Source organism: Comamonas suwonensis (assembly GCF_012844455.2).
Classification (GTDB): Bacteria; Pseudomonadota; Gammaproteobacteria; order Burkholderiales; family Burkholderiaceae_C; genus Comamonas; species Comamonas suwonensis.
On record NZ_JABBCQ020000012.1, the window covers coordinates 1 to 21,399 of the forward strand.

Genomic DNA, 21,399 nt, shown 5'->3' on the forward strand with positions numbered 1-21,399 from the left:
GCGCAGCTGCTTGCGCTGGCTGTGATTGGCGCTCAGAGTCCAAATACCTGCAAACCCATAAAAAGAGAGCGCTGTGCGCTCTCTTTTTATTGAGAAGTTATTGAGCGGTAGAGGGAAGTTGAAAGCGAAGAACACCCTGCTGATCTACTCTGCGCTCCAACTGTTTGCTGAACCACAGGTAGTGGAGGTGAGCTAGGGCTTCGCCCATGGCAAATGTCATCTGGTGTGTGTCTAGCTGGCGTTGGAAGAGGACGGGCAAAATGTCCGCAGCGCTGAGAGGCTGGCTTTGTACCGCTTTCATGATGTCGTTCAGATGCTCTTGGTGGTGATCTAGTAGTTGCTGAATTCGTTGATGGAGACCTGTAAATGGTTTGCCATGCGAGGGCAGTACATAGGTGTCCATGGGCAGTGCAAAGTAACGCTGCAGTGATGTGAGAAATAGTTGAAGCGGATTGGCTTCGGGTTCGGAGGAGTGCACGCTGACATTGGCCGATATGCGTGGCAGCACCATATCGCCGCTGATGAGTAAGTTGAGGTCTGGGCAGAATAAGGCCATGTGTTCAGGGGCGTGACCATAGCCTGCGATGCATTGCCAGTTGCGACCGCCGATATCGATATCAAAGCCGTCCATGATGCGGCGATAGGTGTCTGGAATGGGCGCAACCAGGGAGGAGTAATAGCTGCTGCGGGTGCGCACATGCTGGAGAAACTCTTCGTTTCTTTGCCCATGCAGGCTGTAGAAATCCGCACCGGATTCGCCGCCGAAGCCATCTTGGTCTTTCATGGCGACACGGGCGACGTTGTAGTCGGTAGCACTTATCCACAGTGGGGCATTCCAATGCCGGCATAGCCATCCGGCCAGGCCGATATGGTCTGGGTGCATGTGGGTGACGATGATGCGAAGAACTGGTAAGCCTTCGAGCTGAGAAGCAAAAATCTGCTCCCATTGCTCACGTGCTTCGCTACGGTTGACGCAGCAATCCACAATAGTCCAACCCTCGCGCATCTCGCCGTGCATGTCGATTTGCTGATCACGTAGCAGCCACAGGTTGATGTGGTCGAGCGCAAACGGCAAGGACATGCGAATCCATTTGATGTCGGGAGCTACCTCGATAGTTTCAGCGAGGCCTGGCAAGGTGTCGCCCAGAGGGTAGTGGAGTGCGGATTCGTGGCTTGATTTCATGGTGCAGGATATCGTTTAGCATTGACGTTAACGTAAACGTCATTTTTATCAAAGCATTTTAGGGACCGGGCCACTCTTTGTAGTCGCCTGAGTGATGCAAGACTTCACCCAGACAGAATCATGTTGACCAGTTACACCATCAGCGATCTTGCCAAAGAGTTCGATCTCACTACGCGGGCGATTCGTTTCTATGAGGATATGGGCTTGCTGCAACCCGAGCGCTCGGGAACTGGGGGGCGTAATCGCGTGTATTCGGCCAGAGACCGCGCACGTCTGCGCCTGACCTTGCGGGCCAAACGATTGGGCTTGTCACTCTCAGAAGCCAAGGAAATCATTGATATGTATGACAGCCCGCGCGATACAGGCGTGCAGTTACGCAAATTTCTGGATGTGCTGGCAGTCCACCGCAAACAGCTTGAAGGGCAGATGGCTGATCTGCAGGTGACGCTGGAAGAAGTACGTGAGCAGGAGAAAGAAGCGCATAGCTTGTTGAGGAAAAGCGAGGGCAAAAATACCGCATAATTGACGTTTACGTAAACGTCAATTTATAAGCTTTGCTGCTGGGAGTTGCCAATGTCAGCTTTGGGTGCGAATGAGGTTGTGGACTTCGCTCGTCGAGTGAGGGAGAGCTTTTCCCGCCAGGGTGCCATGAGGACACTTGGGGCCGAGCTGACCCGTATCGAGCCCGGCACTGTGGATGTCTGTCTGGACTGGGCGTCCGGGTTGACCCAGCAACATGGCTTTTTACACGCCGGCATGGTGTCCACCGCGCTGGATTCGGCCTGCGGCTATGCAGGGCTGACGCTGATGCCCGCCGATGCAGCGGTGCTTACGATCGAATTCAAAATCAATTTATTGGCACCCGCCAAGGGCCAGCGCTTTCGCATGGAAGGCCGTGTTATCAAGCCGGGGCGCACGATTACCGTATCTGAGGGCAAGGCGTTTGCCATTGATCAGGGAAAAGAAAAATTGATTGCCACGATGAGTTGCACCTTGATGTGTGTGCAGCATCGCGAGGGTATCAATAACTAGAGACTCACAACTGAGACCCGCCAGACCAATACCTATAGGAGACAACCATGAGCCTTGCCAATCTGCCAGGACTGAATTTTCAGCTCGGAGAAGATATCGATGCGCTGCGTGATGCAGTGCGTGACTTTGCGCAGAGCGAGATTGCACCGCGTGCGGCTGAAATTGATCGTACTGACCAGTTTCCCATGGATGTATGGCGCAAGTTTGGTGAGCTGGGAGTGCTTGGCATCACCGTCTCTGAGCAGTATGGCGGTGCCAATATGGGCTATCTCGCCCACATGGTTGCGATGGAGGAAATTTCGCGTGCCAGTGCCTCCGTCGGTTTGTCCTATGGGGCGCACAGCAATTTGTGTGTGAACCAGATTAATCGCAACGGCACTGAGGCGCAAAAAGCCAAGTACCTGCCCAAGCTGATCAGCGGCGAGCATGTGGGTGCTCTGGCTATGAGCGAGCCAGGTGCGGGCTCAGATGTCATCAGCATGAAGCTCAAGGCTGAGGATAAGGGCGGCTATTACCTGCTCAATGGCAGCAAGATGTGGATTACCAATGGCCCCGACGCAGACACGCTGGTGGTCTATGCCAAAAGTGAGCCTGAAATGGGCGCGCGCGGGGTGACGGCCTTTTTGATCGAGAAAGGCATGCCCGGTTTTTCGATTGCACAAAAGCTGGACAAGCTAGGCATGCGCGGCAGCCACACGGGTGAGCTGGTGTTCCAGAACGTGGAAGTGCCTGCTGAAAACATTCTTGGTGGCCTGAACATGGGCGCCAAGGTGCTGATGAGCGGTCTGGACTACGAGCGAGCCGTGCTCACAGGCGGACCACTGGGAATCATGCAAAGTGTGATGGATAACGTGGTTCCGTACATCCATGACCGAAAGCAATTTGGTCAGAGTATTGGAGAGTTTCAGCTGATTCAAGGCAAGGTGGCAGACATGTACACCGTGCTGCAAGCGGGCCGATCTTTTGCTTATACGGTTGCTAAAAATCTCGATCTTCTGGGAACTGACCATGTTCGCCAGGTCCGCAAAGACTGTGCCAGCGTCATTCTCTGGTGCGCGGAGAAGGCTACCTGGATGGCTGGTGAGGGCGTGCAAATCTATGGTGGCAATGGGTATATCAACGAGTATCCGCTCGGCCGACTGTGGCGAGATGCGAAACTCTATGAGATTGGTGCCGGTACCAGCGAAATTCGCCGCATGCTGATTGGTCGCGAATTGTTTGCTGAAACCTGCTGAAAAAGCAGGAGCTGCGCCATTCTTTCAACCTCCAAAAAAAGAAGGATAGCTTCATGACAACGACCTCCATCGAAGAATTGTTTGTCCACAACCGCGAATGGGCAGACCAGATGGAGCGTGATCGTCCTGGTTTCTTTACCGGACTGATGGCGCAGCAAAAGCCCAAGTACATGTGGATCGGTTGCTCTGACAGCCGTGTCCCCGCCAACCAGATCACAGGTCTGGAGCCGGGTGAAGTCTTCGTGCACCGTAACGTGGCGAACGTGGTGGTGCCCAGCGATCTGAACTGCCTGTCTACTATTCAATACTCCGTCGATCACCTGAAGATCGAGCACCTGATGGTCGTCGGCCATTACGGTTGTGGCGGCGTGTATGCCGCACTGAATAATCTGCGTTTAGGTCTGGTGGATAACTGGACTCGCCACGTGCGTGACGTGCGTGACAAGCACATCAAGCTGCTGGAAGGTATCTCCACCCAGTTCCGTCACGATGCACTGTGCGAGCTGAACGCCATTGAGCAGGTCGTCAACGTGGCCCAGTCCACGGTGATGCAGGATGCCTGGGCGCGTGGCCAGAAGGTCACGCTGCACGGCTGGTGCTATGGCCTGAACAATGGTCACATTACCAACCTCGAAATGACAGTGCCTGATGTGGGTGGCATGGAAGAGGTCTATAACCAGGCGATTGAAAAAGTCGCAACCCGCAAGCGCGCCTGATTGCTGCCCTGCGCGCAATAGTGCCGCCGCGCTGGATGTGAGTCTGGGCCGCATCCAGCCTGGTGGCACGGTTTAATTGATACTGGAGCGACTGGCCCGCCATGTTTCCGCAACGACTGGATGCCCCCGAGGCCTATGCCATTGCACGGGCTCTCATGCATGGCTTCAACCTCTACTACCGCATGTTCAATGCGGTGGCTGCCAACGCCAAGCAACGCTTTGAGTCCATGGACTGGCAGAGCCAGCAGCAGGCCCAGCGAGAGCGCATAGAGCTTTACGACCTGCAGGTGCGCGCCTCCATTGAAAGGCTCGAGGGCGAATTTGCCACCAGCCAGCAGTCCATGGCGGTATGGCAGCAAGTCAAACTGCATTACATCGGCTTGATGGTCGATCATCTGCAGCCTGATCTGGCGGAGACTTTCTTTAACTCCGTCACTACCAAAATTCTGCACCGCACGCACTTTCAGAACGACTTCATCTTTGTGCGTGCTGCGGTCAGTACCGAGTATTTAGAGAACCCCGTGCCGGGTGCCGTACCGACTTATCAGGTCTATTACCCAGTCAACCTTGAGCAACTGGAAGGCGCACTGCAAACCGCGTTAGAGCAGTTGCAGTTGCTTGGCCCCTTTGAGGATTTGCCGCGGGATGTGCATCTGCTGGCTGAGCGTGTGCGGGAAAAGCTGGCCGGGCTGACGCTGCGTGCCAACTTCCAGATACAGGTGCTCTCTAACCTTTTCTATCGCAACAAGGGTGCGTATCTGGTGGGCAAGATCATCACCGGCTACACAGAGCTGCCTCTGGCCATTCCCATTCTCCATGGCAATAAAGACCAGCTCATCTTGCACGCTGCCTTGTTTGGTGAAGATGACCTGCATGCGCTTTTCAGCTTTGCCCGGGCTTACTTCATGGTACATATGGAAGTGCCCAGTGCGTATGTCAGCTTTCTGCGCAGTCTCATGCCGCGCAAACCGCGTGCCGAGATTTACAACGCGCTGGGGCTGGCCAAGCAGGGCAAGACGCTGTTCTACCGCGACTTTCTGCACCACCTGCGCCACTCCAGCGATCAGCTGCGCATTGCGCCCGGTATCAAAGGGCTGGTCATGCTGGTATTCGATCTGCCCAGTTTCCCTTACGTCTTCAAGCTCATCAAAGACCGCATCGCCAGCAGCAAGGATGTGACCCGTGCGCAGGTCAAGGCCAAGTACCAACTGGTCAAACAGCATGACCGTGGCGGCCGCATGGCGGACACCATGGAGTACAGCCTTGTTTCCTTCCCGCGCAGCCGCTTCAGTGAAGAACTGCTGGCCGAGCTGCAGGCACAAGCCCCTGATCAAATCGAGATCAGCGATCGCGATGGTGATGGGCAGGAAGAAGTCATCATCAGTCACCTCTACATTGAGCGGCGACTGGTGCCACTGAACCTGTTTTTGATGGAGTGTCTGGCCGAGGCTGACACCAAACCGGCCCGCCGCGCTGCCATGGAGCGCGCCATTCTGGAATATGGCAACGCCATCAAGGATCTGGTCGCTACCAATATTTTCCCGGGCGACATGCTGTGGAAGAACTTTGGCGTGACGCGTGGTGGCAAGGTGGTTTTCTACGACTACGACGAGATTGAATACCTGACGGACTGCAACTTCCGCAACGTGCCTGAGCCGCGCAATGAGGAAGAGGAAATGTCTGGCGATATCTGGTATTCGGTCGGGCCCAGGGATGTGTTTCCTGAAACCTTTGGGCCGTTTTTGCTGGGTCATCCTGCCGTGCGTGACATCTTCATGCGCCATCACGCCGACTTGCTGGAGAGCGACTTCTGGCGTGCTCACCAGAGCCGCATTCGCGATGGCCACTTTGTCGATGTGTTCCCGTATGAGCGCAGCCGCTTTTTGCATGAAGGCGATGCCGGACTGGACACAAACACTGTCAATATTTCCGCTAATAGCCTCAACTGAAGAGGCAGACCGTACCTATCCATCTTTGAAGGAGACAAACCGTGCACAAAGACCCCGTAGTAATCGTCAGCGCCGCCCGCACACCCATGGGCGCGTTTCAAGGTGATTTTTCTGATCTGGCCGCCCATGACCTGGGTGGCGCAGCCATCAAGGCCGCTGTAGAGCGCGCAGGTATCAAGCCTGAACTGGTGGAGGAAGTGCTGTTTGGCAATTGTCTGATGGCAGGCCAAGGTCAGGCGCCTGCGCGCCAGGCGGGTTTCAAAGGCGGTCTCCCGCAAAGCACGGGGGCGGTAACGCTCTCCAAAATGTGCGGCGCGGGCATGGAGGCCACGCTTCTGGCTCATGATCAGCTCATTGCCGGCAGTCGTGACGTGATGGTTGCCGGTGGCATGGAAAGCATGACCAACGCGCCCTATCTGCTGAAAAAAGGTCGTGGCGGCTACCGCATGGGTCACGACAAGATCTTCGACCACATGATGCTGGACGGCCTTGAGGATGCCTATGAAGCCGGTCGGTCCATGGGCACTTTTGGTGAAGACTGCGCTGCCAAATACAGCTTTACCCGTGAGGCCCAGGATGCCTTTGCCATCGCCAGCGTGCAGCGAGCTCAGACCGCCACAGAAAGCGGTGCGTTTGCTGCTGAAATCACGCCTGTCATCCTCAAAACCCGCAAGGGCGATGTGACGGTGAGCGTGGATGAAGGCCCGGCCAAGGCCAAGCCCGAGAAAATTAGCGGCCTCAGGCCTGCGTTCAAAAAAGACGGCACCATCACTGCCGCCTCTAGCTCCAGCATCAACGATGGTGCGGCTGCCATGGTGCTGATGCGTGAATCCACAGCCAAGCAACTGGGTTGCAAGCCTCTGGCGCGCATCGTCTCTCACGCCTCGTTTGCGCATGCCCCTGAATGGTTCACCACGGCTCCTGTGGGAGCAACAGAGAAGGCGCTGAAGAAGGCGGGCTGGACGGTGGCTGATGTGGATCTGTGGGAAATCAATGAGGCTTTTGCCGTTGTGCCCATGGCATTGATGGCAGATTTGAAGGTGCCGCACGACAAAGTCAACGTCAACGGCGGAGCCTGCGCTCTGGGCCACCCCATCGGTGCCAGTGGTGCGCGCATTCTGGTCACCTTGATCCATGCGCTGCAGGCGCGTGGCAAGAAAAAAGGTCTGGCCACGTTGTGCATTGGCGGCGGTGAAGCCACGGCCATGGCCATTGAACTGATCTGAAGAGCTCATCTGACGGTGTTTGGGTTGATCCGTCACTGGATTGCTCTACAGTGATCGCATGTTCAACGGATTGCACGCATTCGTTTGTGAATGCGTGCAGATCATTTTGCGGAAATCACCCATGAGCGCAGACCTTCCACACGAGCACAGTGACACTGAGCAGCCGCTGGCACCGCAGCAGATTGATGCCTTCTGGAGCGACTTTTCCAGTCAGCTCAGCGAGCTGGAGGCACTCGATGGTCACGAATTTGTGGAGCGCGCGAATGAAGTGCTGCAGCAATACGCGCCGGGTCTGAGTCTGGAGCTGGAAGGCAAGCTCAAGGAAGCAGGCTCCAAGCTGGTGATTTCGGCCCATGGCAATACCACCCAGTTTGAAAATGCGCAGGCCATGGTGCGCAAAGCACCGCATTTTGAAAACTACAGCGTGCAGGCATTTCGCAGCCGCGCGCTGGGCAGCAACTTTGGCATGCGCATGGATGGTTTCGAGCTGGCCTGCAGCGATGTGCGCGTGGGCTACTTCAATGCGGGCGGTATCACCGGGCTCAAGCTCTCGTTTGAGAAAAGCATTGCGCCAGACATGATCGAGCAAGCGCAGCACATGACTTTCATCATGCTGGATCATGTGCTGGGTGAGTGGGATTTTTCAGTGCGCGTAGGTCCCGTCGAGTTTGTCGATAAAGCGGCTGATGATGTGCAGGGCACGGCGCTGCTGTCTGACTTCCCCCCCATTTTTGATGCCTTCATTCGCAAGCAGCTGGGGCGCAGCTACGAGTTTCCGCAAGAAGATACCGACCGCTGGATTTCTCTGGAAGTCCGTGCCCATGGCGCTGCGGAGGATTCACCTCCCGATATTCTGACCTTTCACGACGGTGCCAATGCCGTGGCCACGCGTGCCGACCTGTCGCACTTTCTGGAGTGGCGCATGCGCTTTTCCAGTCAGCAAGAGTTAGACGGCGTGCGCGATGCGCAGGACGCGCTGGATGAGCAGCTCAGCAGCCAGCAGCGCGGCATTCTGGCGTTCTCGCGCATTGAAGACATGCGCTCGCGCGTCGCCACCTACTATGTGGAAGACCCTGCCCATGCCACGCAACTGGCGCAGCAACTGGCCCAGCAGAATGCGCCGGGACTGGAGGAGCAGCTGTCGGTGATCTTTGATCCTTCGTGGAATGAATATCTGTCGCTGTACGCCGCAGTTCATCGCAATGATCGCCAGCCGGAGGACCTCGTTTCATGATCACTTCGCGTGAGCAATTGCAGCAGCTTTATGCAGCGCCTGCGGAGCGGGCTCTGCTCAAGCAACAGTGGGAACTTGACCGTTACTGCCTGCGCTTTATCGCCCTGTCGCCATTTCTGGTTATGTCCACGGGCGGCAGCAATGGCAGTTTGCTGGATGCGTCACCCCGTGGCGGCAAGCCCGGCTTCGTCATGGCCGCAGACTCCAATACGCTGCTCATCCCCGATGCCGGTGGCAACAACCGGCTGGATAGTCTGTGCAATCTGGTCGACGACCCACGTCTGGGGTTGCTGTTTTTTGTGCCAGGCTTTGACGAGACTCTGCGCGTCAACGGCACGGCCCAGTTGCGCGATGAAGCGCATTACACAGCGCTGTTCGCCAGTGATTACTTTCGGCCCAAGTTGGTCATTGAAGTTAATGTGAAAGAGGCTTATCTGCACTGCGCCAAGGCGCTGATGCGATCCAAGCTGTGGAGCGCCGAGGCACAGGTGTCGCGCAATGTCATGCCCTCGCTCAATCAGATCATTCAGTCGCAGATGGGCATCACCACCGAGCCTGAAGCGCAGGATCTGATGGTCGCCCGCTACAAGGCCGTGATTGCAGCCGAGGAAATGAAAAAAATTTGATAGCGGCTAGCGCTTTATTCCAAAGGAATTTTTATGAAAACAGCATTGAAATCCACTTCCGATAAGCGCAAGAAGCTATGAAATCAATACTGATCTTGGGCGCCTCACGCGGGCTGGGGCGGGCTTTGACAGAGGCTTATCTGGCACAGGGCCAGCGCGTGATTGCCACCGTGCGCAAGAGCGAAGACATGGCCCCGCTGCAAGCGCTGGGTGCACAGGTGCTGCAGGTCGATCTGGCTGACCCCGCCAGCGTCAGCGGTCTTGCCTGGCAGCTCGATGGCAAAAGCATAGCTCTCGCCCTGTATGTGGCGGGCGTGTGGGATGGTCATGCTGCTGGCGTGCCACCCACGCAGCAGCAGTTTGACCAGGTCATGCACAGCAATGTGCTGGGCTTTATGCAGGCCCTGCCGCAGATTGCACCCATGGTGCAAGAAGCTGGTGGCGTGATTGCTGCGTTCTCCAGCGAGATGTCTTTGCTCGGCAGTGCCGACGAAAGCGCATGGTTGTACCGCGTCAGCAAGGCGGCGCTCAATATGGCGGTGGCTTCTGCCTGCCAGCAATGGCCGGGCCTGACCTTGCTGGCGCTGGACCCCGGCTGGACGCAGACCGATATGGGCGGTCCCGGTGCCACCGTGCCTCTGGCTGAGAGTGTCCGGGGTCTGATGAATGTGCTGACTCAGGTGCAGCCAGAAGACCGTGGCAGCTTATGGCGCTACGACGGCACAAAAACAGAGCTTTTGGGTGCTTGAGCCAAGGTAGAACACAGGTATCCAGCTATCAATATCGGAGACATTCATGCTGTTGAACCAGGACCAGGAAATGATCCGCGATGCCATGCGCGACTTTGTGCATGAGCAAATCACCCCGCATGCCGCGCGCTGGGACAAGGAGCATCACTTCCCCAAAGATGTGCATCAGGGGCTGGCCGCACTGGGCGCTTACGGTATCTGCGTGCCTGAGGAGCTGGGCGGCGCGGGCATGGACTACCTGAGTCTGGCGCTGGTGCTGGAAGAGATTGCGGCGGGAGACGGCGGAACCAGCACTGTCATCAGCGTGACCAACTGCCCGGTCAATGCGATCTTGATGAAATACGGCAACGCTCAGCAGCAGGAGTTCTGGCTGCGCCCTCTGGCGCAAGGCAAGATGCTGGGCGCTTTCTGCCTGACGGAGCCGCATGTGGGCTCAGATGCATCGGCGCTGCGCACCACAGCCCTGCGGGATGGAGACGACTACGTCATCAACGGCGTCAAGCAATTCATCACCAGCGGCAAGAATGGCGATGTGGCCATCGTCATTGCCGTGACGGACAAGGCGGCGGGGAAAAAAGGAATGAGCGCCTTTATCGTACCGACGAACAATCCCGGCTATCAGGTCGCGCGGTTGGAAGAAAAACTGGGCCAGCACAGCAGCGATACGGCGCAGATCAACTTTGAAAACTGCCGTATTTCCGCGGCCAACCTAATTGGTGCGGAAGGCGAGGGCTACAAGATTGCCCTCTCCGCTCTCGAAGGCGGACGCATAGGCATCGCCGCCCAAAGCGTGGGCATGGCGCGTGCCGCGTTTGAATGCGCGCTGCAATACAGCAAAGAGCGCGAGAGCTTTGGCCAACCCATCTTCAATCATCAGGCCGTTGGCTTCAGACTCGCGGAGTGCGCTACGCAAATTGAAGCAGCCAGGCAGCTGATCTGGCATGCGGCCAGTTTGCGCGATGCAGGTCGGCCATGCCTGAAGGAAGCGGCCATGGCCAAGCTGTTTGCCAGTGAAATGGCCGAGCGTGTTTGCAGTGCGGCCATCCAGACGCTGGGCGGCTACGGAGTGGTCAACGACTTCCCGGTGGAGCGCATTTACCGCGATGTACGCGTCTGTCAGATCTATGAAGGCACCAGCGACGTGCAGAAAATCCTCATCCAGCGCGCCCTGTCCTGAGGCACGGACAAGCTGGACTGCGCGAAATGCCCATCCTTGTCAACCGCGACCGGCGGCGTTGTGGTGCTCTAGGGGCAAGCCGGTTGCCGATGTCACAAGGCCTGCCTAGGATGTGATCAGTGGGATCTATCTTTTAAGATGAGTCCCAAGGGTTTCCACCATTTGAAGCAGGAGTCCAGCGCATGCCTTTTGCCCAGGTCAATGGCCAGAACATCTACTACGAAGACACAGGAGGGCGCGGCCCGGCGATTGTGTTCTCGCATGGCCTGCTCATGGATCACGCCATGTTCGAGCCGCAGATACAGGCGTTGCAGGGGCGTTACCGCTGCATCAGCTGGGACGAGCGCGGCCATGGGCAGACGGCGGATCCCGAGCATTGCGAGTCGTTCACCTATTACGACTCTGCCGATGATCTGGCGGCGCTGCTCAAGCATCTGGGTGTGGACAAAGCCGTGCTGGTGGGCATGTCACAAGGCGGCTATCTGTCGCTGCGCTGTGCGCTGATTCACCCTGAGGTCGTGGGTGCGCTGGTGTTGATCGACACGCAAGCCATGCTGGAAGACCCCGAGCTGCTGCCGCATCACGAAGCCTTGCTCAAAGCGTGGATGGAGCATGGTCTGTCTGACGATATGGCCTCGACGGTGGAGCACATTATTCTGGGCCAGGGCTGGGAAGGAGCACCGGCGTGGCGAGCCAAATGGAAGCAAGCCTCACCGGTCAATCTGGGGCAGAGCTTTGTGGCGCTGGCGCTGCGTGATGACATCAGCCCGCGTTTGGCAGAAATCAAGGTGCCTGCGCTGGTCATTCATGGCGATAAAGATGCGGCAATCAGCGTAGAGCGCGCGCGGGCCATGTTCAAGGCCTTGCCCGATGCCCGGTGGATGGATGTGGCGGGTGCAGGTCATGCCGCCAATCTCACGCACCCAGAACCTGTGAATGCCGCCATCCAGCAGTTTCTGGATCAGCTGCACTGAACTCAGGCTTCTCCCAGCTCCGCTGAGCTGCGCTTGCGCAAAACCACGGTGATCTGGCCGTTGGTTTCGATGGTGGCGCGCTCTACATCATGGGCGTTCAGGCAGCCATTGGAGCGAAGGGCGGCCGCCAGGTCTTCCGCCGTAACCTGCTCCTGGGTCATCAGATTGGGTTGCACCAAGCCCTGGTGAATCAAGACCTTGGGTTTGCCGTTCACCAGTTTGCGCAGACTGGCAAAGTGATAGGTCAGGCGCGAGAGCAGCGCATGGCAAGCAATGAGCGTGCTGGCGCTGATAAGGCCGCCAATCAGTGAGTTATCACCTGCATTCATGGAGTTCTGTACCGCGTTGGACAGTATCAGCAGCAGCACCAGATCAAAGGGCGCGTATTGCCCTGTCTGGCGCCTTCCAGTGATGCGCAGAAACACCAGCAAAAACAGATAGACGGCGACGCCGCGAACCACAAACTCCCACCAGGGAACCGCCATGGCCAACATAGACACTCCTTTGAACTGCGAGCACTTTGCGCTTGCGTGCGGGTCTGTGCAAGCGAAGCCTGCATGTTCCGCATTGGGCTGACAATAGTGCGTGGCTGACTCAAGCTCATTTCAGGGCAGAGAACGAGGTGTTGTGAAAGAAGTTGAAAACAAACTGGACTGTCCCTGTGGACGTAAAAATCCCAAAGGCAAGCTGCTCGCCTATACCGATTGCTGTGGTCGCTATATCGATTATTGGGATATGCAGCCCGCGCCGGATGCCGAGGCGCTGATGCGCTCGCGCTACAGTGCTTTTGTGCGCGAGAACCCAGCCTATCTGCAAGCGACCTGGCATGAAAGTCAGCGCCCGGCTGATCTGGATTTTGATGCCGCTACCCAATGGCTGGGTCTGGAGGTCAAGCAGTTCAAGGTGACGGGCGAGGATGCGGCTGAGGTCGAATTCGTGGCCCGCTATCGCCTCTCTGGCCGCGCCGTGCGCCTGCATGAGCGCAGCCGCTTTGTGCGCGAAGCAGGGCGCTGGTATTACGTGGATGGCGACCAGTTCTGAGATGCCGGTGCCAGTGGACCAGCCCGCCATGATGGCTGTGGATCTGCGAGCGCGGCTGCGCTTGCTGCAATCGTTGACCTCGCGTGGCTCCTCGGAAATTGCTGCGCTGTTGATTCCTCCAGCCATCCTCTGGCTTGCCACACGCAGCGCTCCGGCGCTGGTGACTCCGCTGCTTGTCTGGTGGGGCCTCATGGCGGTCATGGCCACGGGGCTGATGGGCTTGCGTCTGCGACTGCGGCGACAGTGGCGGGCTCTGGAGGGGCGGGAGGCCGATGCGTGCCTGCTGCGGCGCTGGGAGCGCCAGCTGGCGTTGGCCGGGCTGATCAACGGTTTGATGTGGGCCACCGCAATCTGGTTTACATGGCCGCCCAGCCATGTCGATCTCAGGCTGTTTGTCTATCTGGTTCTGGTCGGTGTGCTGGCTTCAGGAACAACCTTTCTGGCCCCGGTGCCCCTCGTTTTTGGCGGCTTTTTCATGAGCATCTATGTGCCCATGTTGGCTGTGGCAGCGTGGTACTTTCCGAGCAAGGGCAATTATTTACTGCCCCTGCTGCTGCTGTTCGGGATGACGATTGCCCGCCACGCCTGGGGGGCCAGGCAGTTTGTGCGCCAGCAACTCGCACATGAACGTGAACGCCAGGCTTTGGCCGACAGCTACAGGATCGCCAAGATTGAAGCGGAGAATGCGCTGGCCGAGAAGAACTGGTTTCTCTCTGCCGCCAGCCATGACTTGCGGCAACCTCTGCATGCCCTGGGGCTGATGCTGGAAGCCACCCGGCAGCGCAATCACGATGCCGAAGTAGCGGGTTTGCTGGATGATGTGCAGGATTGCGCCCGTGATCTGGGAGGCATGTTCAATGACCTGCTGGATCTGTCGCGTCTCGAAAGTCGCAGCTTTGTCCAGCACCCGCAGGCTGTCGCATTGGCTCAGGTGTTTGAAGAGGCGCGACGCATGTTCGCCCATGATGCGGCCCAGCGTGGATTGACACTTTCCATCTTCACGCCCCGCCGGCATGCGGTGGTACTCCATACCGATCAGGCCTTGCTGCGGCAGATGGTGTTCAACCTGGTGCAGAACGCTTTGCGCTATACGGCCCGTGGTGGGGTGCTCCTGGGCTGCCGGCGCAGGCAGGGGCGCTGGCAGTTGCAGGTCTGGGATACGGGGGCAGGCATCGCCGCTGAGGAGCAGACACGGATCTTTAGTCGTCACTATCGAACCTCATCCGGTCAGGACCGTGAATCGCACCATGGCTTGCCGCCAAGTTTGCGTGGGCATGGTCTTGGGTTGTCCGTGGTGGCGTTGGCTGCAGGACATCTGGGAGTGGACTACGGTGTGCAGTCATGTCTTGAGCGCGGTTCCTGCTTCTGGCTGCACTGGCCGCAGCAACCAGAGATGCCTGCAGTCATTGCGGCCAGCAGTCTGGATGGCCGTCCGGGGGCTGGAAAACTGCCCCGTTTGCAGGGGCGCTGCCTGGTGCTGGACAACGAGGCACTAGTGGGTCAGGCGATGGAGCGAATTCTGCAGGCATGGGGTGTTGAGGTCCGCTGGCTGCGCTCGGGCCGGCAGGTGTGGACCGTGCTTGCTAGCGGCTGGTTGCCGGACTTCGTGCTGTGCGATCAGCAACTGGACGGCGGCGAACAGGGTTTCGACGTGCTGCAGCAAGTGCTGGACGATCTGCCTCATGCCAGCGGCGCTTTGATGAGTGGCGACATGACTGCACTGGAGCAGGCGCAAGAGCAAGGCTATCTGGTATTGCCCAAGCCATTGCAACCGCAGGAATTGCACGCCATCCTCGCGCGGTGCTTTGCTCAGCGGTCCAATGCGTGATCCTCGCTGAGCTCCACCCCGCGCAGCTTGGTGAATAGCTCGACCCGGTTGGCCGCACCCAGTCGTTGCAGTACCGCTGTCACATGCTCCTTGATCGTGTGCTCCGACAGACTCAAGGCCTGCGCAATTGCACGATTGGGTTTGCCTCGCAGCACGAGGGTCAGCACCTGGGCCTGGCGGGTGGTGATGCCGAGTTCTCTGGCTGTCATCCGAAATGGGTGGGTCTCGACGCTGGCAGGGTGCAAGTGCTCGGGTGTGTCGAACCATTGACCGCCAGACAACAGCGCCTGCACGGCGGCCAAAAAATCCTCTGTGGACCGGGCCTTGGCCACAAAGCCGTGCGCCCCGGCTGCACGGGCTTTGCTGGCGATGGCAGGATGCCTGTCTCCGCTGGTCATCAGAATGCGCGTGGCCGGAGCCAGACTCAGCATGTCTTTGATGAACCGTGTGGCGTCGTCTTCATCCAGCCAGAAATCGACTACGGTCAGTAGCGGCTCTCCTTCGCTGGCCATCAGCGTCAGGGCCTGATTGCCACTTTCGGCCGTCAGCACACGCTTGAAGTGAGGCAGTTGCAGCAGCATATGCCGGGCCCCGTGGGCGACGAGGGGATGGTCGTCAATCACGAGCGCGTAGGCCTGTGAAGTCGTCTGAGAAAACAGTGCAGAGTAAGCCGTCTGGGACATGTCTTGTGCTTTATCGGAACGAATCTGTCAGTGCAGCAATCGGTAAGCGGTAACAAATACCCCCCTCGGGAGGGGTAACGCCGTTGTGTCTGGATTCAGACAATTGTGGCGGGACAACCGGTGTCCTGTAGCCGGTTTTACGTTCTGAAATAAGTATGAGGAGAGCATAAATGACATCAGTCCAACTGACCCGCAGAAGCGCAGCCTTGCTGATGCTAGCTAGCCTGGCCGCCTGCGGTGGTGGTGGCGGAGGGAATGACGGAGGGGAAACTGGCGGTGGTTCGGATGGCGGATCGGGCGGTAACTCTGGCGGAGGTGATGGCGGGGGCAATAACGGAGGCGGTAACGGTGGTGGTGCCGGCAATCAGGCCGTAACGGGGACCTACAAGTTGGGTGGTCAGACCGCTACCAGCCATGCGCAGATGCTGGATGCCGCCAACAGCATGGGTGCAGACGGCTACGTGCTGTTCAGCTCGCTGGCGGGCTCGATCTCTCCGACCGGTGCGGAGATCGGCGACTTCTATCTCACCGATTCCGCCCATGCCGGGCGTAAGTTCAGCTATGTCAATCCTGCGGCACAGCCATCGCGCATCGGCTTTCTGGCACAGCTGAATCAACAGGGCAGCAGCGGATATATGTACAAGTCCGATGCGGTGTTCAGCGATGTTAGCGACATCCGCAGCGTCTATGTCAAGGACAACAGCCGCAGCGACCAGTTCAGCTACAGAGCGGTGACGCCGGTGGGGACGACCGCCGAAGACTTTGCGGCGGAGCTGAACGGGCAAGGGGCCGAAGGCTATCGCTATCTGGGTCCTCAGATCATCAACAACGAGCTGTTCAGTCTGTATGCCAAGCGCAATGACAGCGTCACCTATAGCTACCAGGTCGACAAACTCAGCAGCCCTTCCTCGGCTGCCGATGCTGCACAGATGAGAGCGCGTCTGGCCCAAAAGGGTGCGGACGGCTGGTTCATTCGCGGCACGCAGGGGCTGGGTAGCGACCCGATGAACATGAACTATGTGGATGTCTTCGAGAAAAGCTCGGCACAGAATGGCGCCATCGAATATCTGGTTGAGGCCTCGTCAGTCAATGACGCGCTCACAACCCAGCTGAGCAATATGAACGCCAATGCGGCCAAAGGCTTCTTCTACTTCAGCGGCATCATGACCGCCGACAACAAGACCAGCACCATCTACGTCAAGAACAGCGCGTGGATGATTCATCCGCTGGCTGGAGTGTCCTTCCCCTGAACTTGAAAAGGGCGTGAGCGCATAATATCGCCCTCCGTTTCTTGATTCGAGGCGCCGCTGGGCGCCTTTTTTGCATCCGACGATGCGCTGGTAATGCTTCCATGACTGCTTTTGATGCTGTGCTTTTTGACTGTGATGGCGTGCTGGTCGACAGCGAATCCATTACCAACCGCGTGCTGTGCACCATGCTCAACGAATCGGGCTGGGCCATCAGCCAGGAGCAGTGCACGCGCGACTTCATCGGAAAGACCGTGCGCAGCCAGGCCGCGGTGATTGAAGCCCATACCGGCAAGCCTTTGACCGATGCATGGATGGCCGAGTTCTACGACCGCCGCAACGCCGCCTTGAATGCCGAACTGGTGGCGATTGATGGCGCGCTGGAGGCCGTTAAGCAGATGCACGCGATGTGCAACGGCCGCATTGCCTGCGCCTCGGGAGCAGACCGCGCCAAGGTGGAGATGCAGCTGGCCAAGGTCGGCATGTCTGCGTACTTTGAAGGCCATGTTTATAGCGGTCATGAGATGCCGCGCAGCAAGCCCTTCCCCGATGTGTATCTGGCAGCCGCCAAGGCGCTGAATGCGGACCCCGCCCAATGCCTGGTGGTGGAAGACACGGTGACGGGCGTGCAGGCGGGCGTTGCCGCGGGCGCAACCGTTTGGGGCTACTTCCCTGCGGATCAGGGGCACGCATCGGCAGAGCAGTTGCTGGAGGCCGGTGCCGCCTGCGTTTTTGGCGATATGGGTGACTTGCCCGCCATGTTTGATGCAGTGCGCAAGAGCGCAATCAGCATGGTTGCGGGTGATGGCTATGAGCATGAAATCCAGTAAAGCCGGCTGTTGATTAGTCCCAGATTGATAGCGCCTCTCGCAGGCGCTGCATGGGCTGATCGTCAATAACGCTGTTGTGCAGCAGTATCACGCGCTGCACGTCCAGGTTTTTGACCTGCTGCACCCACGCGCGCACGGCGGTTTTATCCCTGACCAGCAAGCGCACGGTGCGCGGCACAGTCAGGCGCTCATGCCCGCCCGTGAGCCCCAGATACATGCGCACTGGCAGGCTCAGCGGGCCTTGCCAGCATTGCAGAACGTCGGTGGCAATCAGGCTGCCACTGGCGGGGTGAAACCACAGTGTTTCATCCAGCAGTGCAAGGCCGTCCAGATGAATGCATTGCAGCTCGCCCGCCCAGGGCGCTTCGTCGTCGGCGGGTAATGGTTCCAGCAGTGGCTGGTCGGGGTGCTTGCGCAGCACGCCTGCGGTTCCATACAGCCGGGCCTGTGGATAAAGTTTGGCCAGCTTGCCGACAAACAGATGGTGCATGGCGCTGGGGGCAACGATGTGGCGCAGCGGCCCGATGGCATCGAGCGCCGATTTTTGCACGGGCGACAGCGGCACGGCGGAGTGAGAGAACAGGCTGCCATCAGCCAGTCGTATTACCGTCATGCGCGTGCTGACCTTCATTCCGGCATTGGTGAATGGATAGTGGAGACTCCATACTCCATCTGTGATGGATTGCCATTTCTCTGTTGACTCTTGCATGCTGGCTCCTTGGCTTATGCGGCGCGCTGACCGGCAGTCTTGCGAAATTCTGAGGGCGACATTCCCGTCCACAGCCTAAAGGCGCGGATAAAACTTTTGTCGTTCATAAAGCCGCAGGCCTGCGCCACGCGCTTGATGGGGCGGCTGGTGCGCAGCAGCAGCGCAATCGCACGTTCACGTCGAATGTCGTCCTTCAGCGCTTGCAGTGAAATACCCTCTTCTTTGAGCTGACGGTGCAGGCTGCGTTGCGACAGGTGCAGCTGGCGCGAGAGGGTTTCGGCCGTCTGCTGCTCTTCACCGCTGGCTGCCAGTAGCTGGCGCACGCGCTGCACCAGTGTTTTCTCGCGCTGATAGGGCCGCACCTGAATGGGCAGGGCGCGTTGCAGCATGTGGTTGAGCGCGGTCTCATCGCGCGCCAGCGGGGCCTGCAGCCAGCGCGCTTCAAACTGCAGGCTGGCAACCGGCGCATCAAACCCGATGCTGCCCGGCGCAAACAGCACCTTGTAGACATTGGCATGGGCCGGTGTGGCAAATGGAAAGCTGGCGTGCAGCAGGCTGATGGGTTCGTTGATGAGCCAGCTGGCAAAACCATGAATATTGCGCAGCACTGACACCAGGCAGAACTCGCGCATGGCACCCAGTGCACGGCTTTCATGCAGGGTGAGCGTGGCCGTGCCTGCCTGCTCGCTGAGCTGTAGCTGAATGTCGCCCGTAATCAGCCCGTGGTGGCGGCACCAGCGCGCCAGAGCCAGACCGAGATTGGGGGCGCTGATGCTGGCACGGGCCAGCATGCCGTAGCTGCCCCAGGGCAGGCGGCGCTCGAACCATCCCAGCCCTTCATCGTCCAGCTCGCGCATGGCGGCGTCTGAAAGGGCCTCCATCTGCAAGGCCGTGATGCACTCGCTCGCATTGTTTACCAGACTTGGCGGGATTTGTGCCTTTTCAAGTGCGGCCAGTGGTGACATCTGTCTTTGCTCATAGGCCCGGATGATGGGCTGAACAAACGCCATGGGGGTAATTGCCGGGTGCGATTTGAGCACGGAACTGGCATGGTGTGGCAGTGGAGTCTTGATCAGTGAAGGCGTCAGCATTTGGCAATTATTGCAACCTGTCTGACTTTATCTGAACAGGGCTTGCCCTTATTCTGGGCTGAATTCGGTGCCGAGGAGACCCGTGATGCCATCGCAAGTGAACGTGCTGACCGCCAGCTACGCCAAAGGGCGCACAGATGTGCCGTTGATTGAACAGACTATTGGCGACTTTTTTGCCGACATGGCGCAGCGCCAGGGCAGCCGCGATGCGCTCGTCAGTCGCCATCAAGGCCTGCGTTACAGCTATGGCCAGCTGCATGCTGCCACGCGCCAGCTGGCCAGTGCCTTGCTGAATCTGGGCTTGATCAAAGGCGACCGCATTGGCATCTGGAGCCACAACAATGCCGAGTGGGTGCTGATGCAGCTGGCCACGGCGCAGGTGGGATTGATTCTGGTCAACATCAACCCGGCGTATCGCACGACTGAGGTGGAGTACGCGCTCAACAAAGTGGGGTGCAAAGCGCTGGTTGCCATGCCGCAATTCAAGACCAGCGACTACCTTGGAATGCTGCGCGAACTGGCACCTGAGCTGCTGACCAGTGAGCCCGGCCAGTTGCAGGCCAAGCGCTTGCCCGAGCTGCGCTCCGTGGTTTGGATTGATGTGGCGGGCCAAGGTGACGAGCAGCCCGGAATGCTGCGTTTTTCAGAGCTTCTGGCGCAAGGTGAGAGCGGGGATGAGCGCATTAACGTGATTGCTGCCACGCTCAGCAACAACGACCCCATCAACATTCAGTTCACCAGCGGCACCACGGGCTTCCCCAAGGGGGCGACGCTGACGCATCGCAATATTCTGAACAACGGCTTCTTCATAGGTGAATGCATGAAGCTGACGCCCGAAGACCGGCTCTGCATCCCTGTGCCGCTGTACCACTGCTTTGGCATGGTGCTGGGCAATCTGGCTTGCTTCACGCATGGCTCGACGATCGTCTACCCGAATGACGGCTTCGATCCCCTCACTGTGCTGGAGACCGTGCAGGCCGAGAAGTGCACAGGCCTGCATGGCGTGCCCACCATGTTTATTGCCGAGCTGGATCACCCGCGTTTTGCGGAGTTTGATTTGTCCACCTTGCGCACCGGCATCATGGCCGGATCACCGTGTCCCACCGAGGTGATGAAGCGCGTGGTGCGCGATATGCACCTGAGCGAGATCACCATCGCCTACGGCATGACCGAGACCAGCCCCGTCAGCTGCCAGAGCGATGCCGATACGCCGCTGGAAAAACGCGTCTCCACCGTGGGCAAGGTGCAGCCCCATCTGGAGGTGAAGATGATTGACCCGGTGACGGGCGAGATCACGCCGCCCGGTGTATCCGGCGAGCTGTGCACGCGAGGTTACTCCGTCATGCATAGCTACTGGGGTGATGAGGCGAAGACCCGCGAAGCCATTGACGATGCGCAGTGGATGCACACCGGCGATCTGGCGACCATGGATGCAGAGGGTTACGTCAACATCGTGGGCCGCATCAAAGACATGGTGATTCGCGGTGGCGAGAACATCTACCCACGTGAGATTGAGGAGTTTCTCTACCGACACCCCAAGGTGCAGGATGTGCAGGTGGTGGGTGTGCCCGATGTGCGCTATGGCGAGGAGCTGTGCGCATGGGTCATCACCAAACCCGGGCAGGCGCTGACAGAGGACGAGCTGCGCGAGTTCTGCAAGGGCCAGATCGCGCACTACAAGGTGCCGCGCTACATCCGCTTTGTGCAGGCTTTTCCGATGACGGTGACGGGAAAGATTCAGAAATTCAAGATTCGCGACGAAATGATCGAGTTGCTGGATCTGCGTGTGATCAAGACCGCCTGAGCGAGAAGCAGGGGCAGAAAAAACAAGCTAGTGGAGCGTGATCGCTCTGAGAGACCAACATTCAA

Annotated in this window: 21 protein-coding genes; 16 read left to right on the top strand and 5 right to left on the bottom strand. The window is 58.4% G+C overall.

The features are described 5' to 3' along the window. Positions 1 to 97: 97 nt before the first annotated feature. A complete protein-coding gene (locus HF327_RS14080) occupies positions 98 to 1,183 on the bottom strand; it encodes an MBL fold metallo-hydrolase (protein WP_198460767.1) in 1,086 nt (361 codons plus the stop codon). A gap of 120 nt (positions 1,184 to 1,303) precedes the next feature. Here HF327_RS14080 and HF327_RS14085 point away from each other — a divergent pair, with 120 nt between their 5' ends. The 11 genes from HF327_RS14085 to HF327_RS14135 all read left to right on the top strand — a co-directional run bounded on the left by HF327_RS14085 (position 1,304) and on the right by HF327_RS14135 (position 12,101). Next, positions 1,304 to 1,705, top strand: coding sequence for a MerR family transcriptional regulator (locus HF327_RS14085; RefSeq protein WP_198460768.1), 402 nt, complete (start codon positions 1,304 to 1,306; stop codon positions 1,703 to 1,705). Between the two features lie 51 nt (positions 1,706 to 1,756). After that, entirely contained in the window at positions 1,757 to 2,215 is a 459-nt protein-coding gene (locus tag HF327_RS14090) for a PaaI family thioesterase (RefSeq protein ID WP_198460769.1), read from the top strand. A 47-nt stretch (positions 2,216 to 2,262) separates the two neighbouring features. Beyond that, positions 2,263 to 3,450 carry an isovaleryl-CoA dehydrogenase gene (locus tag HF327_RS14095; protein WP_198460770.1) on the top strand — a complete coding sequence of 396 codons (1,188 nt, stop codon included), beginning with the start codon at positions 2,263 to 2,265 and terminating at the stop codon, positions 3,448 to 3,450. Between the two features lie 53 nt (positions 3,451 to 3,503). Next, on the top strand, positions 3,504 to 4,166 hold the full coding sequence (gene can / locus HF327_RS14100) for a carbonate dehydratase (RefSeq protein ID WP_099739012.1): 663 nt from the start codon (positions 3,504 to 3,506) through the stop codon (positions 4,164 to 4,166). A gap of 101 nt (positions 4,167 to 4,267) precedes the next feature. Then, the gene (gene aceK / locus HF327_RS14105) at positions 4,268 to 6,115 is read left to right on the top strand and encodes a bifunctional isocitrate dehydrogenase kinase/phosphatase (protein WP_198460771.1); all 1,848 of its coding nucleotides are present in this window, start codon (positions 4,268 to 4,270) and stop codon (positions 6,113 to 6,115) included. Between the two features lie 41 nt (positions 6,116 to 6,156). Further along, on the top strand, positions 6,157 to 7,341 hold the full coding sequence (locus HF327_RS14110; protein WP_198460772.1) for an acetyl-CoA C-acyltransferase: 1,185 nt from the start codon (positions 6,157 to 6,159) through the stop codon (positions 7,339 to 7,341). Positions 7,342 to 7,462: 121 nt separating this feature from the next. Continuing rightward, positions 7,463 to 8,575 carry a hypothetical protein gene (locus tag HF327_RS14115; protein WP_198460773.1) on the top strand — a complete coding sequence of 371 codons (1,113 nt, stop codon included), beginning with the start codon at positions 7,463 to 7,465 and terminating at the stop codon, positions 8,573 to 8,575. Further along, a complete protein-coding gene (locus HF327_RS14120; RefSeq protein WP_198460774.1) occupies positions 8,572 to 9,201 on the top strand; it encodes an MSMEG_1061 family FMN-dependent PPOX-type flavoprotein in 630 nt (209 codons plus the stop codon). The genes HF327_RS14115 and HF327_RS14120 overlap by 4 nt, the downstream gene beginning before the upstream one ends. Positions 9,202 to 9,278: 77 nt before the next feature. Beyond that, positions 9,279 to 9,950, top strand: a complete 672-nt coding sequence (locus HF327_RS14125) for an SDR family oxidoreductase (RefSeq protein WP_198460775.1) — start codon at positions 9,279 to 9,281, stop codon at positions 9,948 to 9,950. A gap of 46 nt (positions 9,951 to 9,996) precedes the next feature. After that, positions 9,997 to 11,127: an acyl-CoA dehydrogenase family protein gene (locus tag HF327_RS14130; protein ID WP_198460776.1), complete on the top strand. Its 1,131-nt coding sequence runs from the start codon at positions 9,997 to 9,999 to the stop codon at positions 11,125 to 11,127. Positions 11,128 to 11,309: 182 nt separating this feature from the next. After that, positions 11,310 to 12,101, top strand: a complete 792-nt coding sequence (locus tag HF327_RS14135; RefSeq protein ID WP_198460777.1) for an alpha/beta fold hydrolase — start codon at positions 11,310 to 11,312, stop codon at positions 12,099 to 12,101. A 2-nt stretch (positions 12,102 to 12,103) separates the two neighbouring features. On the opposite strand, the gene HF327_RS14140 is transcribed toward HF327_RS14135, so the two are convergent. Further along, entirely contained in the window at positions 12,104 to 12,595 is a 492-nt protein-coding gene (locus tag HF327_RS14140; protein ID WP_198460778.1) for a DUF421 domain-containing protein, read from the bottom strand. 133 nt (positions 12,596 to 12,728) lie between these two features. Between HF327_RS14140 and HF327_RS14145 the strand changes: the two genes are divergently transcribed. Next, complete coding sequence (locus HF327_RS14145) at positions 12,729 to 13,142, top strand: YchJ family protein (protein ID WP_198460779.1); 414 nt, start codon at positions 12,729 to 12,731, stop codon at positions 13,140 to 13,142. Beyond that, positions 13,126 to 14,970, top strand: coding sequence for an ATP-binding response regulator (locus tag HF327_RS14150; RefSeq protein ID WP_198460780.1), 1,845 nt, complete (start codon positions 13,126 to 13,128; stop codon positions 14,968 to 14,970). Before HF327_RS14145 ends, HF327_RS14150 begins: the two co-directional genes overlap by 17 nt. On the opposite strand, the gene HF327_RS14155 is transcribed toward HF327_RS14150, so the two are convergent. Further along, entirely contained in the window at positions 14,952 to 15,653 is a 702-nt protein-coding gene (locus HF327_RS14155; RefSeq protein ID WP_198460781.1) for a LuxR C-terminal-related transcriptional regulator, read from the bottom strand. The two genes, HF327_RS14150 and HF327_RS14155, sit on opposite strands and share 19 nt — an antisense overlap. A 170-nt stretch (positions 15,654 to 15,823) precedes the next feature. Between HF327_RS14155 and HF327_RS14160 the strand changes: the two genes are divergently transcribed. Further along, entirely contained in the window at positions 15,824 to 16,903 is a 1,080-nt protein-coding gene (locus HF327_RS14160) for a hypothetical protein (RefSeq protein WP_198460782.1), read from the top strand. 101 nt (positions 16,904 to 17,004) lie between these two features. After that, positions 17,005 to 17,730: an HAD family hydrolase gene (locus HF327_RS14165; RefSeq protein WP_198460783.1), complete on the top strand. Its 726-nt coding sequence runs from the start codon at positions 17,005 to 17,007 to the stop codon at positions 17,728 to 17,730. 13 nt (positions 17,731 to 17,743) lie between these two features. Here the strand turns inward: HF327_RS14165 and HF327_RS14170 are convergent, their stop codons facing one another. Continuing rightward, positions 17,744 to 18,439, bottom strand: coding sequence for a DUF4336 domain-containing protein (locus HF327_RS14170; RefSeq protein ID WP_198460784.1), 696 nt, complete (start codon positions 18,437 to 18,439; stop codon positions 17,744 to 17,746). A 14-nt stretch (positions 18,440 to 18,453) separates the two neighbouring features. Beyond that, on the bottom strand, positions 18,454 to 19,530 hold the full coding sequence (locus tag HF327_RS14175; protein WP_198460785.1) for an AraC family transcriptional regulator: 1,077 nt from the start codon (positions 19,528 to 19,530) through the stop codon (positions 18,454 to 18,456). A gap of 85 nt (positions 19,531 to 19,615) precedes the next feature. Between HF327_RS14175 and HF327_RS14180 the strand changes: the two genes are divergently transcribed. After that, positions 19,616 to 21,334, top strand: a complete 1,719-nt coding sequence (locus HF327_RS14180; RefSeq protein ID WP_198460786.1) for an AMP-binding protein — start codon at positions 19,616 to 19,618, stop codon at positions 21,332 to 21,334. Positions 21,335 to 21,399: the final 65 nt, after the last annotated feature.